The organism is Veillonellaceae bacterium, from assembly GCA_012523975.1.
Taxonomy (GTDB): Bacteria; Bacillota; Negativicutes; order JAAYSF01; family JAAYSF01; genus JAAYSF01.
Map to the genome: position 1 here is coordinate 1 of JAAYSF010000012.1, position 12,839 is coordinate 12,839.

11 protein-coding genes are annotated in these 12,839 nt (G+C 45.7%); 1 reads left to right on the plus strand and 10 read right to left on the minus strand.

Annotation, left to right across the window (positions count from 1 at the left end; genetic code table 11):
- Window positions 1–305 (minus strand): exonuclease subunit SbcD (gene sbcD / locus GX348_01505; GenBank protein NLP40862.1); only part of this gene is annotated, 305 nt, incomplete at its 3' end.
- Between the two features lie 393 nt (window positions 306–698).
- Here sbcD and GX348_01510 point away from each other — a divergent pair.
- Window positions 699–1,070 carry a methylglyoxal synthase gene (locus GX348_01510; GenBank protein ID NLP40863.1) on the plus strand — a complete coding sequence of 124 codons (372 nt, stop codon included), beginning with the start codon at window positions 699–701 and terminating at the stop codon, window positions 1,068–1,070.
- A 100-nt stretch (window positions 1,071–1,170) separates the two neighbouring features.
- Here GX348_01510 and GX348_01515 read toward each other — a convergent pair whose 3' ends face one another.
- The 9 genes from GX348_01515 to GX348_01555 all read right to left on the minus strand — a co-directional run bounded on the left by GX348_01515 (window position 1,171) and on the right by GX348_01555 (window position 12,712).
- Window positions 1,171–2,727, minus strand: coding sequence for a DUF4127 family protein (locus GX348_01515; protein ID NLP40864.1), 1,557 nt, complete (start codon window positions 2,725–2,727; stop codon window positions 1,171–1,173).
- Between the two features lie 137 nt (window positions 2,728–2,864).
- Window positions 2,865–3,074 carry a hypothetical protein gene (locus GX348_01520; protein NLP40865.1) on the minus strand — a complete coding sequence of 70 codons (210 nt, stop codon included), beginning with the start codon at window positions 3,072–3,074 and terminating at the stop codon, window positions 2,865–2,867.
- 102 nt (window positions 3,075–3,176) lie between these two features.
- Complete coding sequence (locus GX348_01525) at window positions 3,177–5,012, minus strand: PAS domain S-box protein (GenBank protein NLP40866.1); 1,836 nt, start codon at window positions 5,010–5,012, stop codon at window positions 3,177–3,179.
- A gap of 302 nt (window positions 5,013–5,314) precedes the next feature.
- A complete protein-coding gene (locus tag GX348_01530; GenBank protein NLP40867.1) occupies window positions 5,315–6,574 on the minus strand; it encodes an Nramp family divalent metal transporter in 1,260 nt (419 codons plus the stop codon).
- Between the two features lie 2 nt (window positions 6,575–6,576).
- Window positions 6,577–7,866 (minus strand): CBS domain-containing protein, encoded by a 1,290-nt coding sequence (locus GX348_01535; GenBank protein ID NLP40868.1) that lies wholly within the window; start codon window positions 7,864–7,866, stop codon window positions 6,577–6,579.
- Between the two features lie 434 nt (window positions 7,867–8,300).
- On the minus strand, window positions 8,301–8,465 hold the full coding sequence (locus GX348_01540; protein NLP40869.1) for a hypothetical protein: 165 nt from the start codon (window positions 8,463–8,465) through the stop codon (window positions 8,301–8,303).
- 10 nt (window positions 8,466–8,475) lie between these two features.
- The gene (locus GX348_01545; protein ID NLP40870.1) at window positions 8,476–9,744 is read right to left on the minus strand and encodes a Ger(x)C family spore germination protein; all 1,269 of its coding nucleotides are present in this window, start codon (window positions 9,742–9,744) and stop codon (window positions 8,476–8,478) included.
- Window positions 9,732–10,838, minus strand: coding sequence for a GerAB/ArcD/ProY family transporter (locus tag GX348_01550; GenBank protein ID NLP40871.1), 1,107 nt, complete (start codon window positions 10,836–10,838; stop codon window positions 9,732–9,734). Before GX348_01550 ends, GX348_01545 begins: the two co-directional genes overlap by 13 nt.
- Complete coding sequence (locus tag GX348_01555) at window positions 10,835–12,712, minus strand: spore germination protein (protein NLP40872.1); 1,878 nt, start codon at window positions 12,710–12,712, stop codon at window positions 10,835–10,837. The genes GX348_01550 and GX348_01555 overlap by 4 nt, the downstream gene beginning before the upstream one ends.
- Between the last annotated feature and the right edge of the window lie 127 nt (window positions 12,713–12,839).

Consider the following 12,839-nt stretch of genomic DNA (forward strand, 5'->3'; position numbering starts at 1 on the left):
CCCTGACGGGAAAGCAGCCGGTTGCCAAACCCTAATCGCTCGGGGCTATCGTGATTTCCGGCAATAGCTATAACCGGGACTTTCAAGTCCAAAAGCAGTCGCGATAGTGTGTCATCCAGGAGATTGACGGCTTCTGTCGGCGGTACGGCGCGATCATAAATATCGCCGGCAATAACCACAGCGTCGGGTTTGGCATCGCGTACTAAATAATAGAATTGATCTAGGACATGGGCCTGGTCTGACGTTAAATGAACGCCATGAAAGATTCGACCCAAGTGCCAGTCTGAGGTATGAAGAAACCGCATCTTATCCAACTCCGTCCCCACAAAATTCATTCTTTAAGATTATTAAATTCGGCACTGCAAATCATAAACCCTACAAATAAATATGGCAAAATAAGTCCGCTAAGTATAAGCTTCTACTCTTGACCACGTTTTCACGTATGGCTTTGAAAACACAGGGCAGACTAACTTCGGGAGGTGATTGTGTGCCAAAGGACAAGCGCAGTAAAGTCAATGAAAACAATCCAGAACCGCCCGCACTCAAGAACGACAACCCTAAAAAGAACTTCCCTTGTAAAAACTCGCTGCCCACTTAATCATCTCCGGCAAGCCCGGCACTCCACATGCCGGGCTTGTTTATTTAGCAGTTTAACTATACACTAAGATTAGAATGAAAATTCAGTCAGAGGTGATCCTATGAGAACAATTGCTCTTATTGCGCATGATCGTAAGAAACAAGAGATGCTGACTTTTGTTCAAAACCATCTTGATATTCTAAGTCTGCATAATCTTATTGCTACCGCAACTACCGGCCGCATTATTAATGAGAATACTCCGCTTAATGTTACTCCCTATTTATCAGGTCCACTCGGCGGCGACCTGCAGATTGGCGCCCGGATTGCCGCTCAAGAGGTTGATATCGTTATTTTCTTACGAGATCCACTGACGTCGCAGCCTCATGAACCCGATATTACTGCACTGCTGCGTGTCTGTGATGTTCACAACATTCCTGTTGCCACTAACGAAAGCGGTGCCCATATGCTGCTTTCAGCATTGAGCGCCGGGTAGAAGTTCCTTGCCTATTTTACCTATTCATATAAAAAAGCGCTTACCCTGCAAATAAATATAACAGCCCTGCCGAAATTAAAAAATCGGCAGGGCTTAGTTATTATTCTTTTGTCTTTATTGTTATTTCAAACATTCTGTTCCAAGGAAAGTGAACTTTGAGTTGACTGGTCGGCAAATCTTCAAGATTGCGCTCGGCGAACAGTTTAATCTTCTCGCTGGCCTTTTCTGTAACCAGCGGTTCAAGCTCATTGAGATACATCAAATTGCCGTTATTAGGGTAAATAACCTCCTGATATAACTGGCCGCGGATATTAGCTTGATAGGCCCAGTCGTCCAGATAACGCACAGCGAGCAAGTGCTTGCGGTCATCGTCCGACATGGCCCTAGCCATCATACCCTGGCCGATAGCATAGCCCAAGGTGTTGCTGGCAGTATTCCAGCCAGAGTAGGAACTCAAACTGCCTAACAGCTTACGGTCGGCCAGTTCGCGCATAAGTGCATTATCAGCGCCGTTAGCAAAGGCAATATCAGCAACTGCTACTGTTTTACCATCGTCGACATGCCCGGAAACCTTCTCAGCAAACCGGCGGGTGGCATAGGAGGCCCACGCAATATTATCAATTGATTCCGCTTCACGCGTCACGCCATTGATTGGAGTATTTACCGCCAGTATCATGTCGGGTTTCTGCGGCTTCGGCATTATAATGCCGCCTGCGGCAATAATGTGATCGTTTATCGTCTTAGCGGCAGGCTGGTCTTCATAACTCGGTACAGTGGTCCCGCCTGCTCCTAACGCATAATCCACCTGCACGATGGGAATTTTCCAATTAAGATCGTTATAGGCGCGCGCCAGCATTATCATGCCTAGTTGATCGGCGCCTGGGAATGACGTAAACTTGCTGGTCGGCAGCCCATCTGCAAGCTTGGTTATCGCCAATCCTTCTTTATGGGATTGAGAATACGGCGCAGTATCGTCGCGGCCGATAAGCAGATAGTTTAAGTGACCCTTTTTGGCCAATTCAATAAGCCCGGCGTTGATTTTAAAGTTCTTATCACGACGACTCATCCAGTCAGCCATCAAGTCCTGAGGCACTGCGGCGACCGCCGCTTCCAGCCTTTTCTCTTCTTGAGCGGATAAACCTTTAAGCTCGGCTTTATCGCGGAGAGCTGTTATTAAGAAAATATCTGGACCATATTTCTCGTAATACCAGGGCTCAACACCGCCCGAACTGGCTTGCGGCGTACGCATAATGGTGTTAAATACATAGAGCCTTATACCAGGATTGTCAACTTTTAACTTTTCAAAGCGTTTAAGCCGCTCTTCAAGAAGATATTGGGCATAATCATGTGTTCGCGAATCAACAAGACCACCGTAAATAAGCGAGTCGGCCGACACAACAATAGCATCTGCCTGCTTAGCATGATCGTTAAGCCATTGCCAGAGTTTATCGGCATCGCCTTTGCGATTGCGTCCTGCCAAATATTCAACCGGAGGCGTCAATATCTCCAGATTGGCCGCTTTAACAGTATCTACGGCATATTCAAGGCTAACCGGCCGATCATCAATAGGTATAAAAAGCACCGTCTCAGCTTCGGCCTGCGGCCCGACAATCAGCAGACAAAAAAATACTGCTGTAATAACCAACCTTTTAAACATATACTCACCTTTCTAATTTGCATACTGTCACTGGTGTCACGAGGACGGTTCTACTGACACATCGCTGCTTCCCTTTGTTCTCATAGCTGTTTTGAATTTAAAAGGGTCCGCGCAGTGGCGAACCCGCAAATTTCGAATTACAAGGTTTCGTTGGAAGTAATCTGAACTTTGTAATCACCGCTTGATGTGCGTTTTATTACCCCTTTTTTGCCTGCTCCGTCATCTACTGTTATTGCCTGGAGATTATGTCCGATAAGAAAATCCAGTACTTGCGTTTTGATAAACCCTTCCCAGTTTTCTTTATTTTTAAGTTGCGGTTGTTCAAGCTCTTTTTCCAATATATCCATTTGATTAACCTCCTATGGTTGTCGTACCAGTAAATATTCGCTGCAGCTAGTCCGATTCCTCCCTTTTTGCGCTGCATTTCCTTGCTCCAATATATCTCAAATCTATGGAAAATTTACGTCACTTGTAGTAGAGGTTATGTTTGTGTCAGGAGAACCGCCCCCGTGACAGAAGCGGATGAAGAAAGTCGTCCCGCTTTTACCAGTTTCCACTGAAATATGGGCGTTATGCCGTTTGGCGATACTATAGCATACCGGCAGCCCGAGACCGGTACCGGTATCTTTCGTCGTCAAAAAAGGGGTTCCCAGCTTATCTAACATTTCCGGTGAAATACCAGAGCCCTCATCTTTAATTGCCAGTACAACTGCCTCTTCTTCGCGATAGGTGCTAATCGTTATCGTTCCGCCCTCGGACATAGCCTCAAGCCCGTTGCGGACAAGGTTTAAAACGCACTGGCGGATTTCTTTTTCATCCAGCAATAAATCCGGCACGTCGGCGAAATTGGCGATGATACTTTTATTCATCCGCAGGGCATCAGCCTCCATGAGCGGCAGAACAGTTCGAATTACTCGGTTCAGATTGGCCATCTTGGCATCAATTGCTTTGTTTTTCGCCAAGGAAAGATACTCGGTTATTATCGAATTGGCACGATCAAGCTCCTCAATCATTAAGCTGAAAAAGCCGCGATATTTATCCAAATCTGGTTTTGTGCTTAACATTTGCAAGAAACCGCGCACAGTTGTCATCGGATTTCGGACCTCATGCCCAATGCTGGCTGCCATCTCACCTACCAAGTTAAGTCGATCAAGCCGGGCCATTTCTTTTTCCATCTGTTTTATTTCAGTCACATCTCGGATAATTGCTAATACATACTCAATACTGCCATCGTCACTAAACTCCGGCGCCGCATGGATATGACATTGGCGAATACCGCGAATAGTGGGTATTTCCGTTTCAAATACCTCGCCCTTACCCGTAGAGAAAACCTGATTGCAATGTTTACGAAAGTTCTCCGAGTATTCGCGAGCGATATTAAAATCATCCCATGTCTTGCCGGCTAAATAGTCTTCGGGGATGTCTGTCAAGAGCTTGATAGCAGGGCTGACGTAAACAAAACGATACTTACGATCCAGTCGTACGATGACGTCCAGCGAGTTTTCAACAAGGGTTTTAAACTGTTGACGACTGCGCCTAAGCTTGGCTTCTTCCTTTTTTCGATCATTAATATCGCGAAAAAACACTGCTATGCTATCGGCAGAAGGATAGAAACGAGTCTCTGCCCATTTACCGATAGTGGGAAGATAATCTTCAACGACAGTATTAACATTCTCAGTTCTTGCTTTAATTGCCGCTTTACAAATTTGCGAATGAGGCTCAAGGGGAAATTCAACGGCAATATTTTTGCCAATTAGCTCCTCCCGCGGTCTACCTAGCATTCTTTCACTTTCTTTATTTATATTTAGGATATTTAAACTCCGGTCTAATTTGATATAGCCATCATTCATTTGCTCCAAGAGGCTGGCAATTTGCGGCTGGGTTGTATCTACCGCCTGCTGCTCACCAACATTTGCTAATTGCAGCAACAGAAACTTCCGACCTTTGATAACAATATAATCGACAAATAAGCGTGCGGTAAGTACATGACCTTGACTACTCCTAAGGCTGCTGACATATTCCCGCAAATACCCCTGGGCCATGATCCGCCGCTTGGCCTCGGCATATTGCTTTCTATTGTCCAATATTTGCAGTTCTTCCAGCGTTTTGTCGAGCAGCTCATTTAAACTATAGCGAAATGTCTGGATAAAGCGGTAGTTAGCATTAACAACTTTTTCCTCCGGTAAAGATATAATGCAGGCGGGATTTTGCATAATTGCAAACATTTTAAAAAAGCGAGCCTCAGCTTCAACGATACATTTTTGCAAGCTGGCTAGGTTTTTCATTGCTTTTCCTCCACATACAATTCCATTTATCCGATGACAAGACGCTACTAGACTCCCCTTCGCAATAGAAGTTAATAGCATCTAAGTCCCTGGGTAAGTTCGGCTAAGCTTCAGATAGAACTAAAACTCTACCCGAAGCAAGTCTCACTTTATCACTTAGGTTAAATTTGACAATAATCACCAGTATCCTGCCTATCTTTTACATTTTTTGGGCAATTAAGGGAACTGTCCCGCAAAAAAAACCGCAAAACACAAAGGCTGCTGTTAGCTTGCGAAACCTTACGTGCTTTGCGGTCTTATTATCAGAACAAGGAACTGACTGCCTCGGGTGCTATTGTCGAAAACAGCAAAAGGAGCGTCAAAGCAATTAGAATCAACGTAATCATCCATACCAGCGTGTTGTACGCCTTAGAGTTGGCATATTCGCCCATAATATTCTTATCACTGGCAATGAGTACCATAAATATGAGGATGGGTGGTAGTAAGATGCCGTTTATTACCTGTGAAACTAACATAACAGCGTAGAGTGACAAGCCCGGCCATAGCACCATTCCGGCGCCTAGCGCAATAAGCACAGTGTATAGACCAAAAAACACCGGAGCTTCCTCATATGTCTTATTGATGCCGTGCTCAAATCCTAACGCCTCGCATACCGCATAAGCAGTGCTCAACGGAAGAATAAACGCAGCCAGCATTGATGCCCCTAAAAGCCCGAAGCCGAATAACATACTAGCATACTTACCGGCCAGCGGCTCCAGCGCATAGGCCGCGTCTTGGGCGGTTTCAATTGTAATGCCGTTCCCATACAGCGTGGCAGCAGTAGCAACAATTATAAAAAAGGCAATAAGCCCGGTAAAAAACGATCCTATATAAACATCCCACCGCGTCAGTTTGTAGTCCTTGGCAGTAATACCTTTATCGACAACGGCGGCCTGTATGTAAAACTGGCCCCAAGGCGTAATTGTGGTCCCTATTACCCCAACTGCCATCAGCAGAAATGCCGTATCGCCGGAGAAGGTTGGTTTGACGGCTGCCGAAAGCACTTCATTCCATGGCGGGTCAATAAGAATACCGGTTATTACATAACTGAAGAAAGTAAGGCACAGGGCTAAGAAGATTTTTTCAATTCTATCATAGCTGGCCTTGAGCACTAGCCACCAGATTAAAACAGCCATAATCGGAACAGAAATGTATTTACTTATTCCAAAGATTTCAAAACTTGTCGCTATCCCAGAAAACTCTGATGCGGTCGTCCCGAGGTTGGCAATAATCAAAATAGCCATAGCAAAAAAAGTCCATTTTACGCCGAACATTTCTCGAATTAAATCCGACAGACCCCGTCCAGTTACAGCACCGGTCCGTGCCGATATCTCCTGAGCAATAGTCAGAAAAACAATCCCTGTCAGCATAATAAACAACATTGAATAGCCGTATTTAGCGCCGGCCGCCGAATAAGTCGCAATTCCGCCAGCATCATTATCGGCAAACGCCGTGATAATTCCCGGCCCCATTACCGCCAGAAAAAGTCCGAGGCGCTTGCGCCAGCTGCTTAAAAAACCCATGCTTAGCGCCCCCTTCCCATGCGTTTCCGCAGCGCAACCCAGAAGTGGGCATCGCCTTTGCCGCGTTCAGGGATAATAAGATCAAGAATATCGTCAACCGTAATAATTCCCAGCATTATGCCTTCACTATCTACGACAGGCACTGCCAATAGGCTGTATTTGTTGATGATATCAACAACTTTTTGATGGTTATCATCATGCTCTACCGCAACTACCTTAGTATGCATAATATCATGCAGATAGGTTTCGGGAGACGCTACAATAAGTTCGCGCAGCGACAGCACACCTTGGAGGTGCTCGGCCTCATCGGTTACAAATATATAATAAATAGTCTCAGCAACAGGGGCTAATTCGCGCAGGCGATTTATGGTCTGCTCAGCAGTAAGCCGTTCAGAGAAACTTATATATTCGGTAGTCATCAGCGCGCCGGCCGTATCTTCTTCATATTGCATAAGTTCGCGGACTTCATCGGCATCTTCTTGTTCCATCAGGTTAAGTAAGCCCTGCGACTTTTCAATCGAAAGCTCGCCAAGGATATCTGCCGCTTCATCCGGCGGCATCTCTTCCAAGATATCGGATGCCCGGTGCTCATCCATTTGCTCAATAATTTCGACCTGGGTGTCAAGATCCATTTCTGCTAAGGCATCAATTGCCTGCTGCTCTTCAAGATTATTAATAAAATCAGCCCGACGCTTATAATCCATCTCTTCAAGAATGTTAGCGATATCAGCGGGGTGAAGCTGCTTAAGCTGTTGCTTATCCCGGATAAGCTGCAGCACTGAGGTGCGCTTTTCGAGTGGTTTAATATTCTCAAACCCGAGCAGCTGGTTTTCCCAGCGTTTGAATAAAAATTCCAGCCCTAGCCGCCTGAATAAGCCGCGCACACCAATATCAACAGCTACAAGCAGCATGAACCGCCGCTCGTCCTGAGCAATCCAGGACAGCGTTATATCATTGACCCTAACCAATCTTGAGCCTTGCAGGTCGATTATTTGCTTATCCAATAACCATTTACTGATGTAAATATCTTCTTCTTTGAGGGCAATCCACTTATCTGTCGAAAAATTGCCTGTCAATACTATTCCTTTATCACTTAATCTTTCAACCATATCTATAGGGATCAGTTCGTGGGTCTTGCTGGCATACTTGATACCAACCACCTGCGGCGAGTTGCCGTCCCATCGCATTGCCATATCTTTTACTTTGCCGACCTTTCGGCCATCGGCGTCATAAATCGGTTTACCCTGCAGCGAACTGAAATAATATTCTCCAAGAACTGTAACAGCGTTCATACTATGCCCCTCCTTCACCCCCGGACTCCGGTCCGCGGTTTATATTATGACCGTGCAGGCCAAAATGCCCTACGCAGCGATAAAAACTATGATAAGGCCCGGAATCCATAAAACCACCTCCTTTTTTATTGTTCCTTAAATCTTTCGACGAATAAATAAAAGACCCTCTATAATAGAAGGTCTTTCAAACGGCGCGAAAAGCACCCTTGACCTTCCCCCTCGTTGAGCTTTGGCACTGAATGACGTAGAGAATGCTCAGCCACATTAAGTAAAACCTTAAGCCGGTAATACCTGTTATACCCATTGGCGTCTTTCGACGTTTCCGGGCAGTGGCATATGTTCAATCCAGGAGCCTCACCTAACAGAGAAAATATTTGTTTTACTTATTATAGTCCCCGCTTGCCAAGCACGTCAACAAATTGGCTTTTATATTCTCAATTAAGAATAACAATTCGATATACCGGTAAGGTTAACCCAGTTAATATCAGAACGTATACTCCATAAGCACCGGCCTTGTTTTCATTTTCTTTAAGCCACTTGGCATAGGTATAGGCGTGAATGGCGGCCAAAACCGCAATAAGCAGCGATATATAATCCATACTTCCTCCGCTAATCAACCTTGTTTGGTATCGTTTTCCACATCAGGCCGGTCCGCCGAATTTTAGTTTTAACTTTAACTTGAAATTCAGCCTGACTATAGATTTCAGGCCAATTGAGTTTCATAAACTCGTCGTACGTTCGGAAATTTGTTCTGGCCACATACCCGAAACCGACAACATCTGTTTGCATAGCCTGCGTTCTATCCAGCATTTTCATAATGCTTTTTTCCAGCGCCCGTGTCAGCTGTTCCTCAAGCATCGGGCGGTATTCCTCCATTTCAAAATTGGTGCCGCTCGGCAGATTAGTAATCTCCGCCTCAATAAAGACTTCAGCGCCTAAAGAAGCCTGCCCATCATTCAGCTCAGCCGTTAGCTTTGGCCGTTCGCCCAGTCGGATATCCAAAGTTACCTGGACTCCGGGCATAACAGGATCTTCGACACTATAGAACCCTTGTCTGAACTTGCCGCGAAGAATTTCCATCATCCGCGTTTCCTGACTGTTTAAGATGCCGACCATTTTGTCATCATGAAAAACCGCTGTGCCCATTATTTCGGCCGGAGTACCCGCCTGTTCCGGCTCTTCTGCATTGCCGACCCTCGGTAAATTCCCGGCCTCAAATTCGTCCACTTTGTTTGGCGACGTCTTTCGTCTAGTCGGCTCGATTGAGTCTTCAAACTTATTAATTCCGCCTAATGCGATAATAGGCGCCGCGCACCCCTCTTTTAACCTGGTATAAAATTCATGCAGATTGGTTCGCGGAAAATAGCTTGATTCATTACTGGCCAATAGCATTGTTTCATAAAACCGCGTTGGCACAACGTCAATTTTGGGGTTATGTTTTTTCATAAAGTTTTGCGCGCTGTCATCATTTACTACGATGAGCAATATACTGCCGCGAACTTCCCTAAATCTCATTATCGGCCCTAATATTTGCCCGAGTCCCTGTTTAGCTAACTCATCACCAATTATAATTATCTTGGTATGCGACCATGAAGGTGCGCGTGCCGCCCCTGAATTTTGCATCGAACGAGCCTCAGCAAGGGTATCGGCCGTAATGGTACCTAAAATTGTAATGTCCTCGCTCTTGCCCCCCTCTGTCGCCAGCGCCCGCGGAACAGCAATCTGAAAGGTCACATCAAGCTTGCCGGTTTCTCTTTTACTTTTGTCAAACCCTACCACTAGAACAAACGCGTTCTCGTCTGTCTCGCGAGAGCCGAAACATCCGACTGACAGCAGCGTAAACACCAACAAAAGCAAGGCTAATATCATCCGGCGCATTTAATTGCCTCCTTCTTACGCTTTTTCAGCAAAGCGGCAATAATTAGTATTGAGGGAATAATGTAAAGTCCGATATTAAAATAGGTGGTAATAAGAATGCCGTCGAGCACAATAATAGTAGCAATATCGGGAGGCAACATTGCAGCCTGCGCTAATAGTATGCTTGCAATCGGAATGAGCGGCCGCAATGTCGGTAAATTCAGCAGCCGGGTTATAAGATACAGTCCAATATATAGGTTTATGGCAATCGCCAACACGCCGGCTATTACCCACAAGACAATAAATAGCGACTCAATTCGTTGGATATAGCGACTTAAATAAACAAGGCGCGCCATTTCAAAAAAAGGCAAAACCTTTTCTTGGGCCGCCCCGACCCCGAATACCAGGGTAAATACCAGGACGGTTGCCGACTTAAGCATTGAACTTAAACCAATACCAAAAACAGCCGCTATTTTTATCGATGACAGCTTTTGAAAGTTAGGAGCTAAAATAATCAGCGCAAGGACTCCGGCTTGGGCGCCAGCTACAAGAAACGCTGACGGAATAACCTTCTCAAGCCCTGTCCCCTGCCATGGGGCAAGGTTATAGATATTGTAGTATGGCGCTAATAAGAGCAATACTAGAACGAGCGCCAAAATACTAAATGGGGTTATTATATAATTAGCTCTTACCATAGCCTCCAATCCGGCGTAACATAGTACCGCGGCAACGCCTAAATAAACCAAAATTATTACTGAGAATTCAGCTTTGGGTAATGCTGTCAGCAACGTATTCTCGGCAAATTGTCGGGAAAGAAGAATGGCATCAAGAAAAAAGAGGCTAATATAATATAAAGTTACTAACCATGCGCCAACCCGCCCCAACAGTATTTTGCTGACTGTATACAGATCGCCTTTAAAGTTGCTGAGCACATAGCTTAACCCCCACACGATACTAATCGGCGGCACAGCAGCAAGCAGTGGGATGAGCCAAGCCAGACCGGCGCCACGCTCGACCGTCTGGGCTGGTGTTGTCAAAAAGATAAACGGAAAAGTTAGCATTATGACTAGCGATATTCCGCCTGCTACTCCCTTATTACCTGGCTGATAGCTCACTGTTCGTCCCCCTTCCCTACAGGGGGCTCAGTAATCCACTTACGGCTGATATGGGGCTGACGCCGCTGGTCTTTAGTGTTAAGTTCATCAGGCCGCATTTCCTGTCGAAAAACAGAACCGCGCCTTACAATATCAAAACCTGGCATGGTTTTAGGCCCTATTGGAACCAAATAAGGTAGCCCAAATGATTTCATACTACAAAGGACTACTGTTACTAGCAGAAGACATAAAGTAACGCCAACAAGCCCCATAACCAAAGCACTAAACAGAAAGATAAACCGCAGTAGCCGTAGGGCTGTGGCCATACGATAATCCGGGATAGTAAAGGAAGCCAGGCCTGTTATCGCAATAACAACTACCATAATCGGACTGACAAGATTCGCTTCAACGGCAGCTTGACCGAGTATCAAAGCACCGACAATACCGATCGTTGAGCCTAACAGCCCCGGAATGCGTAGTCCGGCCTCGCGAATTAATTCAAACGCGAATTCCATTAACAATATCTCAATTATAGCCGGAAACGGGACTCGTTCCCGCGCTCCGGCTATTGCCAGCAGGAGCTCAGTAGGAAGCGCTTCCTGATGGAAGTTAGCAATCGAAAGATATAATGCCGGCAGCACAACTGACAAAATTGTCCCCACCAGCCTAAGAATGCGGGTAAAGTCGGCAAGCGGTGTTTTTAAACTAAAATCATCCGCTGAATGAAAAAAGGTAAAAAATCCAGCCGGCACGATATGGGCAAAAGGCGTACCATCGAGAATAATAGCCACACGCCCCTCGGCCAGATGGGCTGTTACCCGGTCAACTCGTTCTGTGGATAACGACTGAGGAAAAGGAATGCTCGGATGGTCCTCGATAAGCTGCTCAAGAATGCCTAAGTCGACAATATAGTCTGTCGATATTCCCTCGATTCGCCTTCTTACCTCGGCTACCAAGTTAGGATTGGCTACCGACTTTAGGTACATAATCGCGCATTTTACCGGGATTCTCTCCCCGACATTGATTATCTCGGTTACAAGCTGATTAGTCTGCATCATAGATCTGATAAGTCCGGTGTTAACGCGCAGCGCTTCAGCAAAAGCTGCCTGCGCCCCCCGCACCGACTGCTCGATCTGCGGTCGTTCCGGCCCGCGATGTTCATAGCCTTTGGTCTCAATAATAGCTGCACCCGGCACGCCATCAATGAACAATATGGTATCTCCGCCATTTAAGCCGATGGCTACATCTCTGAAAAGGGTAGTCTCTTTGGCCTGATTGCTGGGCAGGCATTTATCAACGATATATGCTAAATACTCAAGGCTGATAGCATCTTTGTCCGTACCGTCAAATTTCATTAACGGCTGAAGAATTGATAGATTTATGACCTGCTTATCAATGAGACCATCGGTAAAGACAATCATGGCCTTAGTCGGGTTTTTCCCCGGAATAACGAAATCGCGCATAACAATATCCTTGTTAAGCGGTATATGATAGAGCGCTTTTAAAGTGTCTTCGTTCTCATCAATGCGAGAGCTGATTGAGCGGTCGATTGGAGTTAACTCATAGTCATAACTTAAGACGATGGGGTCTACTTCCTTCCGCTGTTCCTCCAATACTTTAAACTCATAGGCAAGTTCTTTAATCTTTTCCGCATCCTGGCGTTGTATCGCCGTCCGGACCTCTTCCATGAATTCCCGCAATCGATGGGCGTATTTTAATAGCGTGGCCATTTCCTGGGCTGAGGTTTCTAACCCTCGCCGAGCGTCCGGGGTAAAGTCTTGTCCCTGATCTTCGGCCGTTTCATTTAGAACAAATGGTTTAGGCAAACGCGGCGGCTGATAAACAAGCAGGTTTTTAACTGAGCTACAAATTTTAGTTATGGCATTCTCGCCCACCGTTTCCACCTCCCACTCATTACTGGATATTATCTGCAATTATTCCTTTTTTAAACTCAGTCCAACTAACCATACTAAAAAGGATTTTAGAGCCGATATCGAGAATTACATTCCAAATATTGGTGTA

Coding starts and splice junctions, on each gene's coding strand:
- GX348_01510 (NLP40863.1), top strand. CDS start 699: ATGAGAACAATTGCTCTTATTGCGCATGATCGTAAGAAACAAGAGATG.
- GX348_01515 (NLP40864.1), bottom strand. CDS start 2,727: ATGTTTAAAAGGTTGGTTATTACAGCAGTATTTTTTTGTCTGCTGATT.
- GX348_01520 (NLP40865.1), bottom strand. CDS start 3,074: ATGGATATATTGGAAAAAGAGCTTGAACAACCGCAACTTAAAAATAAA.
- GX348_01525 (NLP40866.1), bottom strand. CDS start 5,012: ATGAAAAACCTAGCCAGCTTGCAAAAATGTATCGTTGAAGCTGAGGCT.
- GX348_01530 (NLP40867.1), bottom strand. CDS start 6,574: ATGGGTTTTTTAAGCAGCTGGCGCAAGCGCCTCGGACTTTTTCTGGCG.
- GX348_01535 (NLP40868.1), bottom strand. CDS start 7,866: ATGAACGCTGTTACAGTTCTTGGAGAATATTATTTCAGTTCGCTGCAG.
- GX348_01540 (NLP40869.1), bottom strand. CDS start 8,465: ATGGATTATATATCGCTGCTTATTGCGGTTTTGGCCGCCATTCACGCC.
- GX348_01545 (NLP40870.1), bottom strand. CDS start 9,744: ATGCGCCGGATGATATTAGCCTTGCTTTTGTTGGTGTTTACGCTGCTG.